Below are 25,259 nucleotides of genomic sequence, written 5' to 3'. Positions count from 1 at the left end.
TCGGACGACAATGGCAACGGGCCTGGACACCGGCACGTACGAGCTGCTGCGCGACCGGCTCGCCCAGCAGGCGGCCGAACTCGCGCGCAGGACAGAGGAGTTGAACGCCCGGCGCATCGCCGAGTTCTCCTCGGCCCAGCTGGAACGCACGGGCAGCGAGCGGCTGTACACCGAAGGGCCCACCACGCCCCGCGACGTGGTCGCCATCGGCGGCCGGCTGCTGCTCGGCCACCGTGCGCCGACCGTCCAGGGGGCACCGCGCACCGCCCCGAGTGACGTGTTCACGCTCTACGACCTCGACCTGAACCCGCTGCCGGACGACGCCGTGCCCGGCCTGCTCGACGACCCGGACTTCGTCCGCGAGTTCGCCGCCCTGCACCGCTACTACCAGGACGCCCGCCTGCTTCAACTCCGCATGATCCAGGCCAGGTTGCTGGCCGTCTTCCAGACCGGGGACAAGCCGACCGACATGCGCGTGCTGCGCTGGGCCCAGGCCGCGGACGGGACCGTGCGGTTCCTCGACGCACGGGGTGAACGCGACCACGTGCTGCCGCCCGCCCACGACATCACCTGGCAGGTGAGCGGCCGCGAGGACCACGTCCTGGGCCGCCACCCGCACGTCTCCATCGATGGTGACGTCTACGTCTCGACCGTCGGTGGCAGCCTCACCGTCAAGACCGAGAACGACGCCGAGACCGCGGACGGCATCCACACCGAACCGGTCGACGAACCTCTCCAGTCCCTCGCCGACGCGGACATCGCCCACGCGCGCGTCGGCGCACTGATCCTGCTGCGCGTACGCCCCTACAAGGAGGCCGACGAGCGCTACCTCGTCTACAACACGCTCACGCACGACGTCGTCCGCCTCGACGGCATCGGGCAGGGCTGCCGCACCCTGCCCGACGAGCAGGGCGTCGTGTTCCCCGGCGGGTACTGCCTGAGTTCGGGTACGTACAAGACGTTCGACACGGTCGATGCCACCGGCCTCGCCTACGAGCGGACCGTGCGCTCGCCCAACGGCGAGGACCTCCTCTATGTGTTCCACGCGAGGGCCGATGGGCGCGGCTTGCTGCTGCCGTACAACACGATCCGCAAGGAGGTCGTCACCCCGCTCGGCTGCCACGGGCACGCCCTGTTCGACGACGGCACCCTGCTCCTGCTGCGCGCCGAGCAGGACGCCGAACCCGGCCGTGTCCACGCGGTGCAGCGGTACGCCTCCCCCTTCGTCAGCGACACCTACGCCGCCGCGCAGCCCGCCGGCGAGGGCGTGCTCGCCCGGATCGGCAACGCCGACCTGGTGCGCGGCATCTCCGAGGTCCTCACGCTGACCCGCGCCGCCACCACGGCCACGCCGACCAGCGAGGGGTATGCCGCGCTGCTCGCCGGGTGCGTACGGGCCGCGGACGTCCACCCGTGGCTGGGAGAAGCCGAACTCGGCGACCTGGCAGCGGTGTTGAGCGGCATGCGCGCCACGGCCGAGCAGGTCGTGGCCGAGTTCGCCACCGTGTCCGAACTCACCGAACAGGCGGCCCGGAAACTGGACGGCGTCGCCGAGAAGATCGCCGCGGTCGTGCGGCGGCTGCGCGGGGAGGTGCCGCGCAGCGCGGGGGAGTGGGTGAGCGGACTCACCGAACTGCGCCATGCCCAGGGGCACTTGCTCCCCCTCAAAGACGTGCGCTACGTCGACGCCGACCGGATCGACGACGTCTTCGCGCGAGCCGCCGACGACCTCGCCCACTTCGGGCAGCGCGCGGTCGCCTTCCTCGCCCGCGACGACGCCTTCGCCGAGCAACTGGCGGAGGCCGAGCGCATCACCGAGCAGTGCGGCGAACTGACGTCGACCACGCAGGCCGACGAGGCCGCCGGCCGCCTCGACGCACTGGCCGACGGGCTGCGGACCGTGACCGACGTGGTCGGCGCACTGGAGCTCGCCGACGCGACCGTCCGTACGGTGATCCTGGAACACATTGCCCACGCGCTGGGTGCCGTCAACCGGGGCCGCGCCACCCTGGGCGCCCGACGCGGCGAGCTCCTCGACCACGAAGGGCGCGCCGAGTTCGCCGCGGAGGCGGCCCTGCTCGGGCAGGCGGTCGCCGGTGCGCTCGCCGCCGCCGACGCCCCGGAGGCCTGCGACGATCACGGCGCCCGACTCCTCGTCCAGGTGGAGAACCTGCAGACCCGGTTCGCCGAGCACGACGACTTCCTCGCCCAACTGGACGAGCAGCGCACCGAGATCCACGAGGCGTTCGCCGCGCGCAAGCAGACCCTCGTCGACGCCCGCGCCCGCCGCGCCGAGCAGCTGGCCGCCTCGGCGGGACGCGTCCTCGACACACTGGCCCGCCGTGCCGTGAGTCTGCCCGACGCCGACGCCGCGGCGGCGTTCTTCACCTCGGACCCGATGGCCGCCAAGGTGCGCGCGATCGCCGACGAGCTGCGCGCACTCGGCGAGGAGGTCCGTGCGGAGGACCTTGCCGCCCGGCTCACGGCCGCCCGCCAGGAGGCCGCCCGCACGCTGCGCGACCGCGCCGACCTCTACGACGCCGACGGAACGCGGGTCCGTCTCGGCAGCCACCGCTTCGCCGTCAACACCCAGCCGCTCGACCTGACCCTCGTCCCCGACGGCGCCGGTCTCGCCTTCGCGCTCACCGGCACCGACTACCGCGGCCCCGTCACCGACCCCGACTTCGCCGCCACCCGCCCCTACTGGGACCAGCACCTGCCCTCCGAGTCACCGGACGTCTACCGCGGCGAGCACCTGGCCGCCCGGCTCCTCGCCGAGCACGGTGCGAGCGCGCTCGCAGCCGCCGACGACCTGCCCGCACTGGTGCGGCGGGCCGCACAGGACGCGTACGACGAGGGCTACGAGCGCGGCGTCCACGACCACGACGCCACCCTCATCCTCACGGCGCTGCTGCGGCTGCACGCCGACGCCGGTGTCCTGCGCCACACACCCGCCGCCCGCGCTGCCGCCCAGATGTTCTGGGCACACGCCACCACGGAACACGAACGCCACACCTGGACGGCCCGCGCGGTCTCGCTCGCCGGCGCCCGGGACACCTACGGCCGGGCCCCGGCCATCACCGAACTGGAGGCCGAACTGTCCGCGGCCATCGCGGAGCGGTCGGGCCCGGCCGACGGCACGCCCGCCGCCTACCTCTTCGAGGAGCTCACCAGCGTCCCCGACGGCTTCGTGCTGCCCGAGGTCATTCGCTCGTTCCTCGACAAGTTCCGCTACAGCAACGGCAGTTCCCTCTACGAAGACACCCTCACGACGCTCGCCGGTGACCTGTCCGCCCGCCGCCAGCACGCACACGCCTGGCTCAGCGCCTACGCCACCGCCGGCGGACACCACCTGGACGAAGGCGACCTGGCCGAGGCGGTCACCGCCGAACTCTGCCCCGACCTGCCGCGCTACCCCTCGGCCGCCGCGACGTCCACCACCGTCGAAGGGCTGCTCGGCTCGCACCCGCGCATCGGCCGCGACCGCACCCTGCCGGTCCGCATCGACGAACTCCTCGCGCGCACCCACGTGTTCCGCACCGTCACCGCCCCCGGCTACCGCGCCTACCAGAAGCGTCGCACCGCCCTGATGGCCGCGGAGCGCGACCGGCTGCGCCTGGACGGACTGCGCCCGCGCGCCCTGTCCTCCTTCGTGCGCAGCCGCCTCATCGACGAGGCGTACCTGCCGCTCATCGGTGACAGCCTGGCCCGCCAGATCGGCACCGCGGGCGAGTCGCGGCGCGCCGACACCGGCGGACTGCTTCTGCTCGTCTCCCCGCCCGGCTACGGCAAGACGACCCTCATGGAGTACGTCGCCCAGCGCCTCGGCCTGCTCCTGGTCAAGGTCGACGGCCCGGCCCTGGGCAGCCAGGTCACCTCCCTCGACCCGGCGCAGGCCCCCGACGCCACCGCACGCCGCGAACTCGAGAAAATCAACTTCGCGCTCGCCGCGGGCAACAACACCCTGCTCCACCTCGATGACATTCAGCACACGTCGCCCGAACTCCTCCAGCGATTCATCCCGTTGTGCGATGCGACCCGCCGCATCGACGGTGTGATCGACGGCGAGCCGCGCACCTTCGACCTGCGCGGAAAGCGCTTCGCCGTGTGCATGGCAGGCAATCCCTACACGGAGTCGGGCGCCCGCTTCCGCATTCCCGACATGCTCGCCAACCGCGCCGACGTGTGGAACCTCGGCGACGTCCTCACCGGCAAGCAGGACGCGTTCGCGCTGAGTTTCGTGGAGAACGCGCTCACCTCCCACCCCGACCTCGCCCCGCTGGCCGGCCGCGGCCGAAGTGACCTCGACGTCCTCGTGCGTCTCGCCGCAGGCGATCCGACGGCGCGCGCCGACCAGCTTGAACACCCTTACAGTCAAACGGAGTTGAGTCGCGTCACCGCGGTGCTTGGGCACCTGATCGTGGCCCGGGACGCAGTACTGAGTGTCAACGCGGCCTACATCGCCTCCGCCGGCCAGTCGGACGCGACCCGTACCGCGCCGCCCTTCCAACTCCAGGGCTCCTACCGCAACATGAACAAGATCGCCGCCCGCCTCGACGCGGCGATGGGCGAAGCGGAACTGGCCGCCGTCATCGACGACCACTACCGCGCCGAGGCCCAGACCCTCACCAGCGGCACCGAGGCGAACCTCCTGAAACTGGCCGAGCTGCGCGGCAGGCTCACCCCGGAACAGGCCGCGCGCTGGGCCGAGTTGAAGTCCGCGTACGTACGCCACCAGGCGCTGGGCGGGACGGAAGAGGACCCGGCCGTACGGACGGTCGCCGCGCTCGGCCTCCTCGCCGATCGCGCCGCGGGCATCGAAACGGCCATCCACCGGGCAGCGGACCCGCACTGCTACCCCGCCCCATCCGCACGCCACGCGGCGCGCCCTTCGGAGGGAAACCGGTGACGGCTTGCCGCCGCCACCCACCCCGACAGCACCGCCGGAACCTGCGGCGACCCGCGGGGCGCGCTCAGTTGCCGGAGGGCTGCCCTCGGCCCGGCGTGGTGGACGAACGGGCGGCCTCCGCCGCCGCCTTTGCGCTGTTCACCGCCGCGGCGGCCTGCTTGGCGACCTCGTCGGCGGCCGCGGCCGCGGTGGTCGGCGGGGCCGCGGCGGCTGCTTCGATCTCCGGGGCCCCGGCATCGTCCGCGGTGTCGGCGGCGTCACCGGTGGCGGCCTCCTCGGTCTGCGCGTCCTTGGGCAGCCCCATCGTCGAGCGGTCTCCGAAGGCGCTGGAGACGGAGCGGACGGCCTCGGTCAGCTCGCCCGGGATCACCCAGAACGTGTTGTTCTCGCTCTTCGCCAGGTGCGGCAGGGTCTCGAGGTACTTGTAGGCCAGGATCTTCGGGTCGGCGTTGTTGCGATGCACGGCCTGGAAGACGCGCTCCACCGCCTTCGCCTCGCCGTCCGCCCGCAGGATCATGGCCTGCTGCGTGCCCTGCGCCTCCAGGATGTCCTTCTGCTTCGTGCCCTCCGCGGTGAGGATCTTCGCCTGCCGTTCCCCTTCGGCGTGCAGGATGGCCGCGCGCTTGTCGCGCTCGGCCCGCATCTGCTTCTCCATCGCCTCTTTGATCGTGTTGGGCGGGTCGATGGCCTTGATCTCGACGCGGTTGACCCGGATGCCCCACTTGCCGGTGGCGTCGTCGAGGACGGTGCGCAGCCGGGTGTTGATCTCCTCGCGCGAGGTGAGCGTCTCCTCGAGGTCCATGCTGCCGATGACGTTGCGCAGCGTGGTCACGGTGAGTTGGTCGATCGCCTGGAGGTAGTTCGCGACCTCGTACGCCGCGGCCCGCGGGTCGGTGATCTGGTAGTAGAGCACGGTGTCGATGTTCACCACGAGGTTGTCCTCGGTGATGACCGGCCGGGGGTCGGACGAATACACCTGCTCACGCACGTCGAGCTTGGTGTTGACGCGGTCCGCCATCGGCAGCACGAGGTTCAGGCCGGGCTGCAGGGTCCGGCGATAGCGGCCGAACCGCTCGATGTTGTAGCGGCGTGCCTGCGGGACGATCCGCACGGAGGCGGCCACGAGGAAGATGACGACGATGGCCGCCACCAGGATCGGGATGACAACTGGGTCCACGCTTCCTCCGTTGCTGGATGGTCACCGGTCATGGCAGGAGATCGCGGGGGTAGACGACGGCCGTCGCGCCTTCGATCTCCATGACATCGACCAGTGCCCCCACCGGGATCACCTGGCTTTCGTCCAGGGCGCGAGCGGACCACTCCTCGCCGGAGAGCTTGATCAGGCCGCGGGTCGCGGTGACCTCCCGCATGACCTCGGCGCGCCTGCCGATCAGTGCGTCGCTGCCGTCGCGGATGAGGGGTGTCTGCGCCAGGTGCCGCAACACCACAGGTCGTACGAGGATGAGCCCCGCGGCCGCCGCGACCCCGAGTGCCACGAGCTGGCCGAGCAGGCCGACCCCCACCCCGGCGACCACGGCGGCGACCAGGGCCGCGCCCGCGAACAGCCCGAAGACCAGCGTCAGGGTGAAGAACTCCGCGGCGCCGAGCCCCGCGGCGGCAAGCAGCCAGATGTACCACGGCATCGCGATCGGCCTCCCTCAGGGGACTTATTGACAAAGCTACCGCCTGGCACACCGGACAGAACAGACGTGACCGGGCAGTGCGCGTCGCGTCCGGCGGGTGTCCGACTCGATTGGATAACGAGACGCCCGGGAGCTTCACTTGGGCCGCGCAACCTTTGCATAGTCTAAAGGTGGGGGAGGGGCGTCCCGCGACGGCGGCCCGCACCAATGACGACACGCGCAGGAGCACGATGGCCACCACGGAACGCCGGGACAGAAGGAACTGGGTGTTGTCCTGGCTGCCCGCCGTGGTGATGGCGGTGGTCACCGTCGTGGACCTCACGGCGGGCCCTGGGGTGGGGTTCCTCCCGCTGGTGTCGCTCGGGCCCGCCTTCGCCGGACTGATCGGCACGTGGCGGCGTACCGCGCTGATCGGCCTCGTGGCGCTGCTGCTGTGCACGGGGCTCGGGGCCTACGACGGACTGTTCGAGACGCGGCGCGGGTACACGGCGCTGGCGTCGGTCGCGGGCGTGACGCTCGCGGGAGTCATCGCGGCGAACATGCGCGGACGGCGCGAGGCGGAACTGGCCAGCGTGCGCTCGATCGCCGAGGTGGCCCAGCGGGTGCTGCTGCGCCCGGTGCCGCGCAGCGCCGGACCGCTGCAGGTCGCCGTGTCCTACACCTCCGCCGTCGCGGAAGCGCGGATCGGCGGTGACCTGTACGAGGTCATGGCATCGCCGCACGGCGTACGAGTGATCGTCGGCGACGTGCAGGGCAAGGGACTTGCCGCCGTGGAGACCGCGGCCCTGGTGCTGGGGACCTTCCGCGAGGCGGCGCACGACGAGCCGGATCTCGCCGCGCTCGCAGCCCGCCTCGAACGCAGCGTGGCCCGGGAAGTGAACGGCGAGAAGTTCGTGACCGCCGTCCTCGTCGAGGTGCGGGCCGAACAACGCACGGCCGTCCTGCTGAACTGCGGACACCCCGCCCCGATGCTCGTACGCGCCGACGGCTCCGTCGACTTTCCGCGCCCGCCCGCCTACGCCCTCCCGCTCGGCCTCGGCATGCACGGAGGCGAGCCGCCCAGCTGCTTCCCTGTCGACTTCGCCCCGGGAGACCAACTCCTGCTCTACACCGACGGCGTGACCGAGGCCCGCGACGAGCACGGCGCGTTCTTTCCCCTGCAGGACCGGGCCGACCTGCTCAAGGCGCCCGAGGCCGAGGACGCACTCGAAGCGCTGCGCGAGGACGTGGTTCGGCACGCCAGCGGCCCCCTGCACGACGACGCGGCCATGCTCCTGCTGCGCTACCGGGCGTGAGGCCCGCACGCCGGGGCCCGGACTCGCCGAGCATCTGCGCCGCGTCCTGTGGGTACGTCGGCCGGGAGCACCGCGGCCACGCTGATCGTCGGGTCGGCCCTGGCCGGGATGTGGTGCGGCACGGGCGCGCCAACTGCTCGGTCACGGACACCGAGGCCGCTCCCGCGGGCGCCCACCCGAGGTGTCGCCACATCCGGCGAACTGCGGTGGGCGGTCCTGCGACTGGCCGTACTCGCGGTCGTGTTCGTGGGCGGCGGCACGGTGGCCGTGGTGCGTTCGCACCGGCTGGAGGCCACGCCGACCGCTCGGTCTTCTTCGACCTGACGACGGCGGGCCGCACTCTTGTCCGGTCGTCCCGGTCTCCGTAAGGTCGGCTCGCCGTCACGGCCGCCGTCGTGCGGTCCGCCGTCCCACGCTGGAGCAGCCAATGTTCTCCCCTCGGTCCCGGACCGTGATCGCCCTCCCCGGCACCTTCTGCTCACCGCTGATCTTCGAACGGCTGCCTCCGCTGCTCGACGGTCACTTCGAGGTGCGCGCCCTGTCGTGGATGACCGATGCGCCCTCGCACCGCATCGAGGACGTGGCGCACTGGGTCGCCGGATCGATCACCGACGCGGGACGGGGGCCCGTCCTCCTCGTCGGGCACTCGACCGGCGGAGCCATCGCGCTGCACGTCGCCTTGACCCACCCCGATCTGGTCGCCGGACTGATGCTGATCAACACGGGCCCGAACATGCACCAGCACGGTGACGTCACGTCCTTGATCGCCTCGATGCGGCGGGACGGCACCGCGGACGTCGTGCGGGCCGTCATGGACCGCTCCTTCCACCGCAGGCCGCCTGCCGAGGTGCGTGAGCGACTGCTCGAGTACGCACACGCTGTGCCGGTCGAAGCCGCACTCGACGCACTCCGCACTCAGCACACCACGGACTTCGCCCCGCAGTTGGGACACCTGCGGATGCCGGTGTCGGTCGTCCATGGACGCCACGACACCGTGCGAACGGTCGCGGAAGCCGAGAAGACGGCTGCGGCCGTGCCCGGCGCCGAGTTGCGGGTCGCGGAGGCTGGGCACAGTCCGATGTACGAGACTCCGGAGGTGGTGGTCGAGGCAATTGGCGCGTTGGCGCGGCGGATCGAGGGGGCATCGCAGTGGCCGGCATGACACCGGACGGGGCACCGGAACGTGGTCGCGTCACTGATCGCGTGCTGGTGGGGCGGTGCCCGGGTGGTGTGAGAGGACGGTCAGGGAGTGTGCCTCCAGGCGGACGATCGCTTCGGCCTTGTACTCGGATTCGTCCGGTACGCCGTCGGGTTCCGCCGTGTCGATGCGTGTCGTCCAGGAGGTGCCGTACGACGCGTCGGGCAACTGGAACTCCGTCGCGTTCCAGTAGAAGTTGAAGAGGACCAGGAACGAGTCGTCCACGACGCGCTCGCCGACGCTGTCGTGTTCGCGCATCGCGTCGCCGTTGAGGAAGACGGCCAGGGTGTGCGCGTCGGGTCGCTTCCAGTCCGCTTCGGTCATCGCCGTCGCGTCGGGGCGCAGCCAGACCAGGTCCGGCAGGGTGTCGTCGTGGCCTGCGGGGGCCTCGCCGCGGAAGAAGCGGCGTTGGCGCAGCACCGGGTGGGCGGCCCGCAGTGCGATGAGGCCGCGGGTGAAGGCCAGCAGGGAGGCGCGTTCGTCGTCGAGGTCCCAGTCGACCCAGGTCAGTTCGTTGTCCTGGCAGTAGGCGTTGTTGTTGCCCCGCTGGGTGCGGCCCAGTTCGTCTCCGTGACTCAGCATCGGGATGCCCTGGGACAGCAACAGGGTTGCCAGCAGGTTGCGTTGCTGCCGGGCGCGCAACGACAGCACGCCCGGGTCGTCGGTCGGGCCTTCCGCGCCGCAGTTCCAGGACCGGTTGTCGCTCTCGCCGTCGTTGTTGTGCTCGCCGTTGCCCTCGTTGTGCTTCTCGTTGTACGACACGAGGTCGCGCAGGGTGAACCCGTCATGTGCGGTGATGAAGTTGACGCTGGCCCGTGGGCGGCGGCGGTCGTGCTGGTAGATGTCCGCGGACCCGGTGAGCCGGGTGGCGAACTCGGCCAGGGTGCCGTCCCGCGCCCGCCAGACGTCCCTGACGCAGTCGCGGTACTTGCCGTTCCACTCGGACCACAGGGGCGGGAAGTTCCCCACCTGGTAGCCGCCTTCGCCGAGGTCCCAGGGTTCGGCGATCAGCTTCACGCGGCTGATCACGGGGTCCTGCTGGATGAGGTCGAAGAACGCCGACAGCCGGTCGACCTCGTGGAACTGGCGGGCCAGGGTGGCCGCCAGGTCGAAGCGGAAGCCGTCCACGTGACACTCGGTGACCCAGTACCGCAGCGAATCCATGAGCAGCTGCAGGACGTTGGGGTGGCGCATGAGGAGGCTGTTGCCGGTGCCCGTGGTGTCGTAGTAGCGGCTGAAGTCGTCGTCGGCGAGGCGGTAGTACGACGCGTTGTCGATCCCGCGGAAGGACAGGGTGGGGCCGTTCTCGTTCCCCTCCGCCGTGTGGTTGTAGACCACGTCGAGGATCACCTCGAGGCCGGCGGCGTGGAGCGACTTGACCATGTTCTTGAACTCGGTGACCTGCTCGCCGAGCGTGCCGTGCGCGGCGTAGGCGTGATGCGGCGCGAAGAAGCCGATCGTGTTGTAGCCCCAGTAGTTGGACAGGCCCCGGTCCCGCAGGAAGCCGTCCTGCACGAACTGGTGGACGGGGAGCAGCTCGACCGCGGTCACCTTCAGGTCGGTGAGATGCTCCAGCACCGCCGGCGTGGTCAGGCCCGCATAGGTGCCTCGCAGAGCCTCCGGCACACCGGGATGCCTCGCCGTCAGACCTCGCACATGCGCTTCGTAGATGACGGAGTCGGCATAGGGGTGGTCCGGTGGTGTGTCGCCGGACCAGTCGAAGGCCGGGTCGACGACCACGCTGCACAGGCCCTCACCGTCGACCCCACCCGCGCCGAGGCGGTCGTGGACGGCCTTGGCGTAGGGATCGAGAAGGAACGCCTCGACGTCGCACCGGTGCCCGGAGGCCGGCTCCCAGGGGCCGTGGATGCGGTAGCCGTACTGCTGGGGCGGCCCGGCGTGGGGCACGTAGCCGTGCCACACCGAACCGTAGACTTCGGGCAGTGGCACCGTGCGCTCGGCGCCTTCGGCGTCCAGCAGCACGAGGTCCACCCGGTCGGCCACGGCACTGAACAAGGCGAAGTTCGTGCCGTGGCCGTCGTACGTCGCTCCGAGCGGATAGGGGCGCCCGCTCCGCACGTGGACCCGATCCGCCGGGCGTGCGGTCATGAAGCGGTGCCCGCGTCCACGAGTACGGGCGCTACGGGTACGGGCGCCGCGGCCACGGGCTCAAGCGCGACGTCCGGGCGCGCGGAGCTGGGCAGTTGGAGCGCCTCGCTCGCGTCCGGAACAGGAATCCTGGGCACCAGAAGCTCCCGGACCCCGGTCCTGCTGCGCAGCGAGAACCACACGATGCGCCGGGCGCCCCGCGTGCAGCTGCCCCACCCGTCGCTCAGCGCCGCGATCTGCGCGGAGCAGCGCTGGGGGAGGCCCTGGGAGGCGCCGGTGGCCGGGTCCTCGTAGGACACAGCGTTGATCAAGTGCTGCCCGTTCCACCATGCTTCGACCTCGACGCGGCTGTCCGGGCGCCTGCGCACAGCCAGTTCCAGCAGAACGCCGAGACCGCGGGTCGCCGAGGGCGTCAGCCGCTCGAGACCCCAGTAACGCGTGTGCGCGGCCACGATTCGCTGGACCTGGCCGACGCGCTCAGGGGTCGGCTCCACGGCGATGTGGTAGTAGCTGGGCGTTGCCTGATGCATGGTTCCTGCTCCTCACCGCGTTGCTCGCGGCCCGTCGGACCGGCGGAGCCGTGTGCACGGACCGTGAGCATGGATCGCTTGAGAGTCATGGATCAGCCTGTGCGCTGTACTCCATTCGTGCAACCGGACGTGACCGCTCGGCGACCTTCCGCTCAACAGGACGGATCGTCGGGGACGCCGCAATATGGGTGAATGAACCGCCCACGGTAATGGCGTGAATTCCCTCCGTGAACGGGCCGCGAGCCCGGCGGGCCCCGGGCGGGCCCGGTGTGGCGGAGGTCCGGAGGCCCGGAGGCCGACCCATGGGGACACCGCGTGTCACCGAAGAAGTTGACCAGTGCCTGGCGAGCTACCGCTCCTGGGAGCGTCGATTTCTGGCATCCCCGGACGACCCCGAGGTGCGCGAGAGCTTCGAGTGTGCTGTCGCAGCCCTGTGCCGGGCCACGGGCGAGCGATGCGGCCGGGAGGCCGCCGACGCGGCACAGCGCTCCGGTCGCTCGCTTCTCTCCCTCACCTCCACCGTCCGCTTCCCGTCGAGAAGGGTGCATCGCATGACGACGCCGTCGAACACCGCTGTCCCCATCCCGATCGAGGACGTGCGGCCATCGGTCGACGGGGGCCGACGTCCGGCCAAGGCGGTCGTGGGGGAGACCTTCCCTGTCACGGCCCTGGTCTTCGTCGAGGGCGACGGGGTTCTCGGCGCCGAAGTGGTGCTGCGTGCGCCGTCCGACGGCGGCGAGGTGAGCCGGTGGCCGATGACACCCATGGCCCCGGGGACGGACCGGTGGAGCGCCGAGGTGAGCGCGGACAGGCCCGGCCGGCTGAGCTACTGCGTACGTGCGTGGCGCGACCCCGTGGAGACCTGGATACGGGACGCCACGATCAAGGTGGGCGCCGGCGTGGACTGCGAGATCACGCTGGAGCAGGGGGCGGTGCACCTGGAGGAGGCGCTGGCCAAGGCGTCGACGAAGGAGACGCGCGAGGTCCTGGCCGCGGCAGTGGACGCGCTGTGCGATGCGGCCCGAAGCCCGCTGGAACGACTGGCCGCGGCCTCGGACCCCGCGGTGCGTGCCGCGTTGAAGGATGTCCCGGTACGCGAGCGGCTGACCGAAAGCCGGGCCTTCCCGCTGCTCGTGGAGCGTGAGCGGGCGCTGTTCGGGTCGTGGTACGAGTTCTTTCCGCGTTCGGAGGGGGCTGTGGTGCGGGCCGGGGAGCGGCCGGTGAGCGGGACGTTGCGGACGGCGGCCCGTCGGCTTCCGGCCATCGCGGCGATGGGTTTCGACGTCGTCTATCTGCCGCCGATCCATCCGATCGGTACGACGTTTCGTAAGGGGCCGAACAATTCGCTGTCGCCGGGGCCGGACGATGTGGGGGTGCCCTGGGCGATCGGTTCGCACGAGGGCGGGCACGACGCGATCCATCCGGAGCTTGGCACGTTCGAGGATTTCGATCATTTCGTGGGCCGGGCGCGGGAGTTGGGGATGGAGGTGGCCCTGGATTTCGCGTTGCAGTGTTCGCCGGATCATCCGTGGGTGCAGAAGCATCCGGACTGGTTCCATCACCGTCCGGACGGCAGCATCGCGTACGCGGAGAATCCGCCGAAGAAGTACCAGGACATCTATCCGCTCGCCTTCGACCAGGACCTGCCGGGTCTGGTCGCGGAGACGGTGCGGATCCTGCGGCTGTGGATGGGCCACGGGGTGCGGGTCTTCCGCGTCGACAACCCGCACACCAAGCCGGTGGTGTTCTGGGAGAAGGTCATCGGGGAGATCAACGGCACCGATCCGGATGTGATCTTCCTGGCGGAGGCGTTCACCCGGCCCGCGATGATGCACACGCTGGCCGCGATCGGGTTCCAGCAGTCGTACACGTACTTCACCTGGCGCAATTCGAAGCAGGAACTCACCGAGTATGTCGAGGAGTTGAGCGGGGAGGCGGCCTGCTACATGCGGCCGAACTTCTTCGTGAACACGCCCGACATCCTGCACGCGTTCTTGCAGGACGGCGGGCGGCCCGCGTTCGAGCTGCGTGCGGTGCTGGCCGCGACGCTGTCGCCGGCGTGGGGACTCTACAGCGGGTACGAACTGTGCGAGAACACTCCGCTGCGGGCCGGGAGCGAGGAGTATCTGCACTCGGAGAAGTATCAACTCAGGCCCCGTGACTGGGAGTCGGCCGAGCGGGAGGGGCGCACGATCGCCCCGCTGATCACCGAGCTGAACGCGATCCGGCGCCGTAACCCGGCGCTGCGGACCCTGCGCGGCGTGCACTTCCACCACGCGGATCAGGACGAGGTCCTCGTGTACTCGAAGAGCGTCACGTCCGCACAGGGCTCGAACACGGTCCTGGTCGTCGTGAACCTCGACCCGCACCACACCCAGGAGGCCACGGTCCGCCTCGACCGAGAGGCCCTGAAGGCCCCGCCGGACGGCACCTTCCGTGTGCGCGACGAGTTGACCGGCCGGACGTACACCTGGAGCGACACCAACTACGTGTGTCTGACGCCGGGCGAGACACCAGCGCACATCTTCACCATTGGTTGAGCCAGGAAAGCGCTCTTCCTTCATCGGTATGCACACCCGAGGGAGAAGCCCTCATGACAACAAACGAATTCATGCTGCCTGAACGGCCGGACGTCATGCCGCAGGACCCGTCCCTGCCTCAGGACCCGGACTGGTTCAAGCGCGCCGTCTTCTACGAGGTCCTCGTCCGTTCCTTCCACGACAGCAACGGCGACGGCATCGGCGACCTCAAGGGGATCACGGCGAAGCTGGACTACCTCCAGTGGCTGGGCGTGGACTGCCTCTGGCTGCCACCGTTCTTCAAGTCGCCACTGCTGGACAACGGTTACGACGTCGCCAACTACATCGTCACCTTGCCCGAGACCGGCGATCTGGCCGATTTCGTGGAGTTCGTGGACGCGGCGCACCAGCGTGGCATGCGCGTGATCATCGATTTCGTGATGAACCACACCAGTGATCAGCACGAGTGGTTCCAGCAGTCCCGCTCGGACCCCGACGGGCCGTACGGCGACTATTACGTGTGGGCCGATGACGACAAGCGGTACGCGGACGCGCGGATCATCTTCGTGGACACGGAGGCCTCGAACTGGACCTTCGACCCGGTCCGCAAGCAGTACTACTGGCACCGCTTCTTCTCCCACCAGCCGGACCTCAACTACGAGAACCCGGCCGTGCAGGAGGAGATCCTGGCCGCCCTGCGGTTCTGGCTCGACCTGGGCATCGACGGCTTCCGTCTGGACGCGGTGCCCTACCTGTACGCGGAGGAGGGCACCAACTGCGAGAACCTCCCCGCCACCCACGAGCTGCTCAAACGCGTCCGCAAGGAGATCGACTCGCAGTACCCCGACGTGGTGCTCCTCGCGGAGGCGAACCAGTGGCCGGAGGACGTCGTCGACTACTTCGGCGCCCCCAGCGTCGGCGGCGACGAATGCCACATGGCGTTCCATTTCCCGGTGATGCCGCGGATCTTCATGGCGGTGCGCCGCGAGTCGCGCTACCCGGTCTCCGAGATCCTCGCCAAGACGCCGCCGATCCCGTCGGGCTGCCAGTGGGGCATCTTCCTGCGCAACCACGACGAGCTGACCCTGGAGATGGTCACCGACGAGGAACGCGACTACATGTACGCGGAGTACGCCAAGGACCCACGGATGCGCGCCAACATCGGCATCCGCCGCCGCCTCGCACCGCTCCTGGACAACGACCGCAACCAGATCGAACTGTTCACCGCGCTCCTGCTGTCCCTGCCGGGCACGCCGATCCTGTACTACGGCGACGAGATCGGCATGGGCGACAACATCTGGCTCGGGGACCGTGACGCGGTGCGCACGCCGATGCAGTGGACCCCGGACCGCAACGCGGGCTTCTCCTCCTGCGACCCCGGCCGCCTCTTCCTGCCCACGATCATGGATCCGGTCTACGGCTACCAGGTCACCAACGTGGAGGCGTCGATGTCCTCCCCGTCGTCGCTGCTGCACTGGACCCGCCGGATGATCGAGATCCGCAAGCAGAACCCCGCGTTCGGCCTCGGCTCCTACACCGAACTCCCCTCCTCCAACCCCGCCGTCCTCGCCTTCCTACGGGAATTCAAGGACGACCTGGTCCTCTGTGTGCACAACTTCTCCCGCTTCGCCCAGCCCACCGAACTGGACCTCCAGTCGTTCAACGGCCGGCACCCGGTGGAGCTGATCGGCGGCGTCCGCTTCCCCGCCATCGGCGAACTGCCCTACCTGCTCACGCTCGCCGGGCACGGCTTCTACTGGTTCCGGCTGAGCGAGGACCCAGTGCCGGACCGCACCTCGGGGAGTCCCACAGGATTGGACCTCACGTCATGACTCACCCCGTGATCGAACTCGGTGACGCGCGCCCCCCGCTTCTCGGCTCCTCCCTCAACGACCTGCTGAGACGCTGGCTCCCCGGGCAGCGCTGGTACGCGGGCAGCGGCCGCCCGATCTCGGAGATCTCGGTCGCGGCCGCGACCGCGCTGACCCCGGAGTGCTTCCACCTGCTGATGCGGGTGAAGGAAGCGGGTGAACAGGAGGAAAGCCACTACCAGTTGATACTGGGTGCGGCCGTCGACCCGCCGCCACGACTGTGGCGGCACGCCCTCGGACAGGTGGACGGCCCCACCGGCGGCACGCTGATGGTGTACGACGCCGTCCACGATCACCGCGTGGCGATCCTGCTGCTTGACCGTCTGCGTGAGGGCGGCAAGGTCGGGGCGCTCCGCTTCGAGTCCTTCCCCCGCGCGTCGGTGCCGACGGGACTCGCTCCCCGCGTCCTGGACGCGGAGCAGTCCAACACGTCGATCGTGTACGGCGACAGGCTCATCCTGAAGTTGTTCCGCCGCATCCAGCAAGGCATCAACCCGGACCTTGAGGTGACCGCCCGGCTGGGCCGGTCGGGGCACACCTCGGTACCGGCGCCCACGGCCTGGTTCTTCGTGACCGAACCGTTCTGGGGCACCCTCGGCATGGTCCAGCCCTTCCTGACCGATGCGACGGACGGCTGGCAATTGGCCCTGCGCTCGGCCTCCACGCAAGGCGACTTCATCAAGCAGGCGCGGGGCCTCGGCCGCATGACCGGCGAACTGCACGCCGCCCTCGCGCATGTCTTTCCCACCGGGACTGCCGAGGGACATCACCGGTCCCGCCTCGCCGAGGAGATGACCCACCGGCTGCGTCACTCGGCCGAGGCGGTCCCGGCCCTGCGCCGCCATGTGCCCGCCCTGGAAGGCATCTTCGCCGACGTCGCGACGTCCACCAGCGAACCGCCCCTGCAACGGATACACGGAGACCTCCACCTGGGTCAGGTCCTGTGGCGCAACGGGAGTTGGCACGTGGTCGACTTCGAGGGGGAGCCCGCGCGCCCGCTGGCGGAACGCCGTGCGGACCGTTCGCCGATACGGGACGTGGTCGGCATGCTCAGGTCCTTCGACTACGCGGCGCACATGGGCCCCACACCACGCCCGCGGTGGGCCGAACAGTGCCGTTCCGCGTTCTGTTCCGGCTACAGCGAGGCCGGGGGCTTCGAGCCGGCGGACGCGCCGGAACTGCTGCGCGCCTACGAGGCCGACCGCGCCGTCTACGAGGTGCTGTACGAGGCGACCCACCGGCCCGACTGGATCACCGTCCCGCTGAAGGCCGTGGCGCGTCTCGCCGGCTCACTCTGACCGCGAATTACCGCCACGACCTACGGAGCCATGCGGCCCCACGCCTCCCCAAGGAGCCCCACCATGACGGTCAACGCCACCGCCGGCCCGAGCCTGTTCCGGCATGCCCGATCGACGTCGGGCGTCGACCGGGGGACCCGTGCGGCGCTGCTGGGCGGGACCCATCACGACCCGCACGCGGTGCTGGGCGCGCACCGGACGGCGAGGGGCGTCGTCGTTCGCTGTCTCCGCCCGCGGGCCACCGAGGTGTCGGTGCTCGCCGACGACACGGAGTGGCGCTTGCTGAACGTGGGCGACGGCCTGCACGAGGGTGAGCTGCCCCTCGCGCCGCCCCTGGTCTACCGGCTGCGCGTGACCACCGCCGACGGCGTAGTCGAGGTGGACGACCCCTATCGATTCCTGCCCGCCCTGGGCGAGTTGGACCTGCATCTCATCAACGAGGGCCGCCATGAACAGCTCTGGACGGCGCTCGGCGCACACCCCATGGAGCACCAGGGCGTCCAGGGCGCCCGCTTCACGGTGTGGGCGCCCCGTGCGCGCGGCGTGCGTGTCGTCGGTGACTTCAACCACTGGGACGGTACCTCGACGCCCATGCGGTCGTTGGGCTACTCCGGTGTCTGGGAACTGTTCGTCCCGGACATCAGTGAGGGCGAGCTCTACAAGTACGAGATCACCCGCCCCGACGGCGTGCCGCGCCAGCACGCGGACCCCATGGCGCGACGCACCGAACAACCACCGGCAACCGCGTCCGTGGTCGACGCCTCCCACTACACGTGGGGCGACGAGTCGTGGCTGGAGCGGCGTGCCGCCCGCCCCGTCCATGAGTCTCCGTTCTCGGTGTACGAGGTGCACCTGCCGTCCTGGCGCCCCGGCCTCACCTACCGCCAGCTCGCCGACCAACTCCCCGCCTACGTATCCGACTTGGGATTCACGCACGTCGAGCTGCTGCCGGTGGCCGAGCACCCCTTCGGCGGCTCGTGGGGCTACCAGGTCACCGGCTTCTACGCCCCGACCGCCCGCCTGGGCACCCCCGACGACTTCAAATACCTCATCGACACCCTGCACCGGGCCGGCATCGGCGTCCTCATGGACTGGGTCCCCGCCCACTTCCCCCGCGACGACTGGGCACTGGCCGAATTCGACGGCCGCCCCCTGTACGAGCACGAGGACCCGCTGCGCGCCGCACACCCCGACTGGGGCACCCTCGAGTTCGACTACGGACGCAAGGAGGTCCGCAACTTCCTGGTCGCCAACGCCCTGTACTGGTGCCGGGAGTTCCACATCGACGGCCTGCGCGTCGACGCCGTCGCCTCCATGCTCTACCTCGACTACTCCCGCGAAGAGGGCCAGTGGACGCCCAACCGCTACGGCGGCCGCGAGAACCTCGACGCCGTCGCCTTCCTCCAGGAAATGAACGCCACCCTCTACCGGCAGGTCCCCGGCGTCGTCACCATCGCCGAGGAATCCACCGCCTGGGACGGCGTCACCCGCGCCACCCACCACACCGGACCGGGCGGCTTCGGCGGCCTCGGCTTCGGCCTGAAGTGGAACATGGGCTGGATGCACGACTCCCTCGACTACATGAGCCACGAGCCGGTGCACCGCAAGTTCCACCACCACGAGATGACGTTCTCGATGGTCTACGCCTACAGCGAGAACTACGTCCTGCCCATCTCCCACGACGAGGTCGTCCACGGCAAACGCTCACTCGTCTCCAAGATGCCCGGCGACTGGTGGCAACAACGCGCCAACCACCGCGCCTACCTGGGCTTCATGTGGGCCCACCCCGGCAAACAACTCCTCTTCATGGGCCAGGAGTTCACCCAAGGCGCCGAATGGTCCGAAGCACACGGACTGCAATGGAACCTTGTCGACGAAGGCTCGGCCGGCGCAGAGGACCACCTGGGGGTGCGGCGCCTGGTCCAGGACCTGAACCGGCGCTACACGGCCACCCCCGCGCTCTGGGAGCGGGACACCGACCCGGCCGGCTTCCGTTGGGTGATGGCCGACAACGCGGACGACAATGTGCTCGCGTTCCTGCGCCACTCGGCCGACGGCAGCCCGCTGCTCGCCCTCTGCAACTTCTCACCCGTGGTACGGGAGTGTGTCCGGCTCGGCGTCCCTCAGACGGCCTCCGGCGTGTGGCGGGAAGTCATCAACACCGATGCGAAGCGGTACGGAGGCAGCGGGGTCGCCAACGCCGCCCCGCTCACCGCGGAGCCGTCTCCCTGCCACGGCCTCCCCGCGTCGCTGACGGTGTGTCTTCCGCCGCTGGCCACCCTGTGGCTGACACCGGAGGACCACAACGACTGAACCGCCGCCCCGTCCAGAGCCTCCTACCGGGATGCCGGAAGGGCCGCCCGGCGGCGGAACAGTTCCTCCGCCGCGTTCTGCGCGCGCAGCCGCACCTTCTCCGTGTCCACGCTCAACACCTTGCCACCGGACACCCGTAGCTCTCCGTCGACCCACACGTGGTCGACGTCGGCGGAGGACGCGGAGAACACCAGGTGAGGGACGGCGTTGAAGTCGTCGCCGTGGAGGAGGGGAGTGGTGTGCAGCGCCCGCAGGTCGACCGTCACCACGTCGGCGCGCTTGCCGACCTCCAGCGAACCCGTGATGTCGCCGAGGCCGAGGGCGCGGGCGCCGTCGCGCGTCGCCATGTCGAGGATGTCCCACGGGTCGCCGGTCGTCGGGTCGAGGGATGTCACCTTCTGGAGCAGGGAGGCGAACTTCATCTCCTCCAGCAGGTCGAGGTTGTTGTTCTCCTTCTCGCCGTCGCTGCCGATGCCGACGGCGATGCCCCGGCGGCGCATGTCGGCGACCCGGGCCGGTCCCGACGACAGCTTCATGTTGGAGCAGGGGCAGTGCGCGACGCTCGTACCGGTCTCGGCGAGCAGGTCCAGTTCGCGGTCGTCGAGCCACACGCAGTGCGCGACCACCGTGCGCGGTCCGAGGATGCCGCGGTGGTGGAACTCCTCGATGGGGCGGCGGCCGAACTGCCGTAGGGATTCCTCGACCTCCCACGTCGTCTCCGAGGAGTGGGTGTGCAGGCCCGTGTCGAATTCGTCGGCTAGGGCGGCGGCCGCACGGAAGGCTTCCTCGCTGCAATAGAAGAGGTGCTCAAGACCCACCCACGAGCGCACCCGGCCGCCCGCGTAGGTTCGGTACTCCTTGAGGAGGCGGCGGTTCGTCTCCAGCGTCTCGAAGTAGTCGTACCCCGGGAGATCGGCCACGTACGGGACGAGGGTCGCGCGGATGCCGACCTGTTCGGCGGCGCGAGCCGAGCCCTCCATGTGGCGCCACATGTCCATCACGGACGTGGTGCCCGCGCGCAGCGACTCCGTGTAGCAGAGGAGGGAGGCGGCCTCGGCGATGTCGGGGGTGAGCGCCTTGTGGGCCGGGTCGACGTAGTCGCGCAGCCAGTCCCACAGCGACTTGGACTCGGCGGTGCCGCGCAACAGGCCCGAGTGCAGGTGGGTGTTGTGCAGGCCGGGGATGACGGCGTGGCCGGTGGCGTCGATCACCTGCGCGTCGGTGGTGGCGAAGGCCTCGGGGCGGTCGACGGCGACGATGCGGTCGCCCTCCAGGAGGACGGAACCGGGGTCCAGGACGGCCTTCGTGCCGTCGCAGGGGATGACGATGCCGTTGTGGATCAGGGTGCGGTGCGGTGACATGCGGGTGCTCCTCGGGGCGGGTGCGTCAGGTCTTGGTGGCTCAGTTCCAGAAGCCCGCGTGGACGGCCGCGGCCTCCTCGTGCAGGCACGGACCCACCACGTCCACCGCGCGCTGCCCACTGGCCAGCACGTCCCGGCAGGGCAGCGCCATCGTCGGGTTCTCGGGGTTCGCGCCGGTCAGGGCGAGGAGTTCGTCCTCGCCGAGGGCGTACGCGACCCGGCCGATGCCGCTCCAGTAGACGGCGCCGGTGCACATCGCGCACGGCTCCGTGGAGGTGTAGAGCGTCGCGCGGGCCAGGGTCTCGCGGTCGTACGTACGGGTCGCCAGGCGCACCAGGTTGGTCTCGGCGTGGCCGGTGGCGTCCCGCTCGGTGACGACGGTGTTGCCGGCCTCCAGGACCTGCCGCCCGTCCAGGACGAGCAGCGCGCCGAAGGGGTGGTTGCCTCCGGCGCGGGACTTCGCGGCGGCGGCGATGGCCGTGCGCAGGAACGCCTCGTCCTGCGCGGAGGGGGTGGTGGGCGCGGTCGTGCTGGTCATGCCTTGCTCCTCAACTGCTCGTACGGTTCCGGTGTTTCGGGTCGCGGGGACATTCGGGGGCGCGGGCACAGCACGGTGTACGCGGCCCCCGCCACCGCGAACCCGACGAACAGGCCGAACGAGCCGAGCACCGGATGTGCCTCGGCCAGCGGCCCCGTATAGAGGGACTGGTTCATGAACGGCAGCTCGGCCGCGAGCGCGAGCAGTACGCAGGGCAGGCCCCGGCCGAACCGGTGGGCGCGGTCGTACACATCCACGACCGTGTGCCGCCATCGGCCCCAGTACGCGACGATCATCACCGCGCCCCACGGCGCCAGCCAGTAACCCGTCATCAGCAGGAAGTCGTTGAGCTGGCTCGCGAAGTCGCCGTGTCCCGCGTACCAGGCGAGCGCCGTGCCGAGGCCGCCGACGACGAGCACCGACACCCAGCGCGGAATTGTGAACCCGGCGACGAGCGCCGCCATGGCACCCGAGTACAGGTCGATGACCGTGGAGGCGAGCGTGGACAGGAGCAGGCACAGCAGCACGACGGTGCCCAGGGCGTGCGGCAGCAGGCCGCTGACCATCGCGCTCGGGTCGTCGAGCGCGCCCGCCGTGCCCAGCGCGGCGCCGAGCGCGCCGATCCACACCCCGGCGACCGCGGAGCCGCCGCCCGCCGCGAGGAACACCCGGCGCGGCCGGCTCTGCCGCGGCAGATAGCGGCTGTAGTCGGAGGCGTACGCGGACCAGCCGAGCACGCGGGCCGCGGTGACGGCGACGACCAGCAGGAACGCGGCCGTGGAGCCGTCGGCCGGCGCGACGGGCGCGGCCGCGTGCGCCGCGCCGAAGCCGTACACCGACATCACCGCGAACACCACCACGAGTATCACCGCGAGGACCCGCTCCACGGTGTGGATCAGCCGGTAGCCGACGACGGCGATACCCATCTGCGCCAGCGCCATCAGGGCGAGCGCCGGGCCGAAGCCCATGCCCGTCAGATCGCGCAGGATGAAGATGCCGAGCAGCGAGTCGACGACGCACCAGCCGACACCGTTGACGACGGTGAACGCCGCGGACGGCAGATTCCCGAGCCGCCCGAACGGGCCGCGCGACTGGACGAGTTGCAGCACCCCGGTCAGCGGACCACGCGTCGAGAACAGGCCCACCAGCGCCGAGCTGAGCAGCGTGCCGGTGATGATCGCCAGCACGGCGGGCAGCAGGTCGAGGCCGAACACCGACGTCGAGAGCGCACCCACGCTGAGCGTCGCGAACTGCACGTTCGCGCCGAACCACAGCGTGAACAGGGACCAGGGGCGCCCGTGCCGACGCGTGAGCGGCACGGGCTCGGCCCCCAGCCGTTCGACGGCCGAGGCGCTTTCGGTGGCGGAGGGGTGTTCGGTGTTCGGTGGACGTACGGGGTCGGCGCGCATGGCGGGCTCCTCACAGAGCGGAGCAGACAGGGAAGGCGAACGGGAGCGGGTGGGTCGGTCGTGCGGGCATGCGGCTCGTACGCGTACGGATGTGCGGGGAACCGCGAGGACATCCATGGGTGCGCGACATCCCCCAGTGAACCGGCGGCGCACCCCGCAGGGGATTGCACATCTCTCCAGACGGGCGGCCGATTTGGCGCGGCGGCCCCGTACTATGCTCCAAACCACGTGCACGCCGGTGTGCATACCTGTAACACGAGTCGCCCGCCCCGCATTTGGGCGGCGTCGAGGAGGCCGACCGGTGGAGCTCGCCGAACTGCTCGCCATGCCACGGCTCGGGCTGCGGCCCGTCGTGGAATCCCCCGTCGAGAGCCCGCCGGTCCGCGGCGTCTACACGACCGACCTCTCCGACCCGGGGCGCTATCTCGATGGCGGCGAACTCGTCCTGACCAGCACGACCTGGTACCACGAGCCGCGCGACGCCGATGTGTTCGTCGCCGCTCTCGCCACGGCGGGCGCCGCCGCGCTCGTCGCCGGGACCGCGGATGTCGGCGCGCTGCCGGAGCCGCTGGCCGACGCCTGTACCCGGCACGGCCTGACGCTGCTCACCGTCGCCGACGACGTGTCGTTCGCCGCGCTCACCGAGACGGTCCTCGCCGCGCTCGGCGGCGGCCACCGGCGCGCGCCGTCCGTGAACCTGCACCGCGGCCTCGTCGCCAGCATGGCCGCGGGCGCGGGAGCCGAAGGGCTCATCGACGTGTTCGCACGGGCCACCGGTGTGTGGTGTGCGGTGCTGTCCGCGACCGGTGCGCCGCGCGCGGGCTCCGTCCCCTCGGTGAGCGAGCGGCACCTCGCCCGCGCACACCATGACGCGCTCGGCGCGGGCGGCTTCCCCGCCGTGCGCTCCGTCCCGGGCGTCGGTGAACTCACCCTGTTTCCCGTCCAGTCACCGGCCGCGCGCCGCCCGCCCGCCGGATACCTCGCCGCCTCGGGCGACTACCGCGACTGGGCTCCGGGTGTGGCCGACGCGGCCTGGGAGGTGTGCGCGCTGCTCGCGCTCGACGGTGTGGCCACTCAGGAACGCCGCCGCATCGAGGCACGCTTCCTGCGCGAGGCCGTCGACCTGCTCACCGACGGCCGGGAGGAGGCGGCCGCCTCCTCCCGGCTCACCAGCCTCGGCCTCGTCCTCGACGCGCCGCTGAGCGCTGTGTACGTGAGGACCATCGGCGGCCCGTACGGGGCCGAACTCGCGGCCACCGTCCTGGAGGACGTCGCCGACCGCCGGGCCGGCTGCTCGGTGCCGATACCCGTCGAGGGCGGCGCGTACCTCCTGCTCGTACCGGGCGACGACCACGACACGTCCGGCGCCGCGCAACGCCTCGCCCCGCTGCTCGCGGACGGTCACGCCGCCATGGGCACGGGCGGACCGGCCACGGGCGCGGCCGGCCTGCGCCGCGCGCTGGAGGAGGGCCGGAACGCACTGCGGGTCGCCGCCCTCGGAACCGGCACCGTACGCACCGCCGACAGCGACGCCCTCTCCTCCTACGAACTCCTGCTCGCGGCCGTCCCCGACGACGTGCGCCGCTTCTACCGCGACCGGCTGATCGGCGTCGTCGAGCGCTACGACACCGAACACGGCAGCGACCTCCTGGGCACGCTCACCGCGTTCCTCGACGCGTCCGGCTCCTGGCAGCGCTGCGCCGACCAACTCCACGTCCACGTCAACACGTTGCGGTACCGGCTGCGGCGCGTGGAGGAGCTCACCGGCCACAGCCTCGCCACCCTGCGCGACCGGGTCGACTTCTGCCTGGCGCTGAGCATCAGGTGAGGTCCGGGTGGCCGGGGTGGCTCCGTCGGTCGTGGAGTGTCTCGCCGACCAGCCACTTGAACCACCTGGCGGGACGCAGTTCCGCCACTACGACCTGGTCCCGGGTGAACGTCATGCGCCCGCCGTCCGCGTGCAGGTACTGCATGTAGGCGCCGTGCTGCGTCGGTCCGCAGGGCAGTTCCTCGACCGCAGCCGGGTGGGGTGTCAGCGCGCCGTACTGCCGTTGCGCCCAGTGCTCGAGTGCGACGACTTCGGCCGCAGGGAGGAGCACGCTCACCGGCCGACCGTCGTCGATGATGCTCACGTGTTCGCCGGTCTCTTCCACGTGGGCCACGAGACGCCCGAAGTCCTCGACGGCGGCGTCGAGTTCAACAACGATCATGGCCTTTACGTTACCGGCCGTAAGTTTTTGCGGGGTGGGCGGGTACCCATGGAGGA

The 25,259-nt window shown here is 70.6% G+C and carries 16 protein-coding genes; 8 read left to right on the top strand and 8 right to left on the bottom strand.

Annotated features, from left to right (window positions below):
• Window positions 1–10: 10 nt before the first annotated feature.
• Entirely contained in the window at window positions 11–4,909 is a 4,899-nt protein-coding gene (locus ACP4E5_RS07360; RefSeq protein ID WP_425826102.1) for a DNA repair ATPase, read from the top strand.
• A 64-nt stretch (window positions 4,910–4,973) separates the two neighbouring features.
• On the opposite strand, the gene ACP4E5_RS07355 is transcribed toward ACP4E5_RS07360, so the two are convergent.
• Window positions 4,974–6,086, bottom strand: a complete 1,113-nt coding sequence (locus ACP4E5_RS07355) for an SPFH domain-containing protein (RefSeq protein ID WP_425826100.1) — start codon at window positions 6,084–6,086, stop codon at window positions 4,974–4,976.
• Window positions 6,087–6,114: 28 nt separating this feature from the next.
• Complete coding sequence (locus ACP4E5_RS07350; protein ID WP_425826098.1) at window positions 6,115–6,552, bottom strand: NfeD family protein; 438 nt, start codon at window positions 6,550–6,552, stop codon at window positions 6,115–6,117.
• A 230-nt stretch (window positions 6,553–6,782) separates the two neighbouring features.
• Between ACP4E5_RS07350 and ACP4E5_RS07345 the strand changes: the two genes are divergently transcribed.
• Window positions 6,783–7,847, top strand: a complete 1,065-nt coding sequence (locus ACP4E5_RS07345; RefSeq protein ID WP_425826096.1) for a PP2C family protein-serine/threonine phosphatase — start codon at window positions 6,783–6,785, stop codon at window positions 7,845–7,847.
• A 427-nt stretch (window positions 7,848–8,274) separates the two neighbouring features.
• Complete coding sequence (locus ACP4E5_RS07340) at window positions 8,275–9,009, top strand: alpha/beta fold hydrolase (protein WP_425826094.1); 735 nt, start codon at window positions 8,275–8,277, stop codon at window positions 9,007–9,009.
• Window positions 9,010–9,039: 30 nt separating this feature from the next.
• Here ACP4E5_RS07340 and glgX read toward each other — a convergent pair whose 3' ends face one another.
• Window positions 9,040–11,154, bottom strand: coding sequence for a glycogen debranching protein GlgX (glgX, locus tag ACP4E5_RS07335; RefSeq protein ID WP_425826092.1), 2,115 nt, complete (start codon window positions 11,152–11,154; stop codon window positions 9,040–9,042).
• On the bottom strand, window positions 11,151–11,684 hold the full coding sequence (locus ACP4E5_RS07330) for a pep a2 (protein ID WP_425826090.1): 534 nt from the start codon (window positions 11,682–11,684) through the stop codon (window positions 11,151–11,153). Before ACP4E5_RS07330 ends, glgX begins: the two co-directional genes overlap by 4 nt.
• 302 nt (window positions 11,685–11,986) lie before the next feature.
• Here ACP4E5_RS07330 and ACP4E5_RS07325 point away from each other — a divergent pair, with 302 nt between their 5' ends.
• The 4 genes from ACP4E5_RS07325 (at window position 11,987) to glgB (ending at window position 19,685) form a co-directional block, all read left to right on the top strand.
• Window positions 11,987–14,224, top strand: a complete 2,238-nt coding sequence (locus tag ACP4E5_RS07325) for a maltotransferase domain-containing protein (RefSeq protein WP_425826088.1) — start codon at window positions 11,987–11,989, stop codon at window positions 14,222–14,224.
• Between the two features lie 71 nt (window positions 14,225–14,295).
• Window positions 14,296–16,035 (top strand): maltose alpha-D-glucosyltransferase, encoded by a 1,740-nt coding sequence (gene treS / locus ACP4E5_RS07320; RefSeq protein WP_425841131.1) that lies wholly within the window; start codon window positions 14,296–14,298, stop codon window positions 16,033–16,035.
• Complete coding sequence (locus ACP4E5_RS07315) at window positions 16,032–17,372, top strand: maltokinase N-terminal cap-like domain-containing protein (protein ID WP_425826086.1); 1,341 nt, start codon at window positions 16,032–16,034, stop codon at window positions 17,370–17,372. Before treS ends, ACP4E5_RS07315 begins: the two co-directional genes overlap by 4 nt.
• Window positions 17,373–17,402: 30 nt before the next feature.
• Entirely contained in the window at window positions 17,403–19,685 is a 2,283-nt protein-coding gene (gene glgB / locus ACP4E5_RS07310) for a 1,4-alpha-glucan branching enzyme (RefSeq protein WP_425826084.1), read from the top strand.
• Between the two features lie 23 nt (window positions 19,686–19,708).
• On the opposite strand, the gene ACP4E5_RS07305 is transcribed toward glgB, so the two are convergent.
• Genes ACP4E5_RS07305 through ACP4E5_RS07295 form a run of 3 tightly spaced genes read right to left on the bottom strand, consistent with a single transcriptional unit; the run spans window position 19,709 to window position 22,993 of the window.
• Window positions 19,709–21,046, bottom strand: coding sequence for an amidohydrolase family protein (locus ACP4E5_RS07305; protein ID WP_425826082.1), 1,338 nt, complete (start codon window positions 21,044–21,046; stop codon window positions 19,709–19,711).
• A 40-nt stretch (window positions 21,047–21,086) separates the two neighbouring features.
• On the bottom strand, window positions 21,087–21,584 hold the full coding sequence (locus ACP4E5_RS07300; RefSeq protein ID WP_425826080.1) for a nucleoside deaminase: 498 nt from the start codon (window positions 21,582–21,584) through the stop codon (window positions 21,087–21,089).
• The gene (locus ACP4E5_RS07295) at window positions 21,581–22,993 is read right to left on the bottom strand and encodes a purine-cytosine permease family protein (RefSeq protein ID WP_425826078.1); all 1,413 of its coding nucleotides are present in this window, start codon (window positions 22,991–22,993) and stop codon (window positions 21,581–21,583) included. Before ACP4E5_RS07295 ends, ACP4E5_RS07300 begins: the two co-directional genes overlap by 4 nt.
• Window positions 22,994–23,294: 301 nt before the next feature.
• On the opposite strand from ACP4E5_RS07295, the gene ACP4E5_RS07290 reads away from it, so the two are divergent.
• On the top strand, window positions 23,295–24,821 hold the full coding sequence (locus ACP4E5_RS07290) for a helix-turn-helix domain-containing protein (protein WP_425826076.1): 1,527 nt from the start codon (window positions 23,295–23,297) through the stop codon (window positions 24,819–24,821).
• On the opposite strand, the gene ACP4E5_RS07285 is transcribed toward ACP4E5_RS07290, so the two are convergent.
• Entirely contained in the window at window positions 24,814–25,203 is a 390-nt protein-coding gene (locus ACP4E5_RS07285) for a type II toxin-antitoxin system Phd/YefM family antitoxin (RefSeq protein WP_425826074.1), read from the bottom strand. The genes ACP4E5_RS07290 and ACP4E5_RS07285 overlap by 8 nt on opposite strands.
• Between the last annotated feature and the right edge of the window lie 56 nt (window positions 25,204–25,259).

The organism is Streptomyces fractus (genome assembly GCF_049844455.1).
In the GTDB taxonomy this organism is placed as follows: Bacteria; Actinomycetota; Actinomycetes; order Streptomycetales; family Streptomycetaceae; genus Streptomyces; species Streptomyces fractus.
This window is presented reverse-complemented; position numbering and strand designations above follow the sequence as displayed.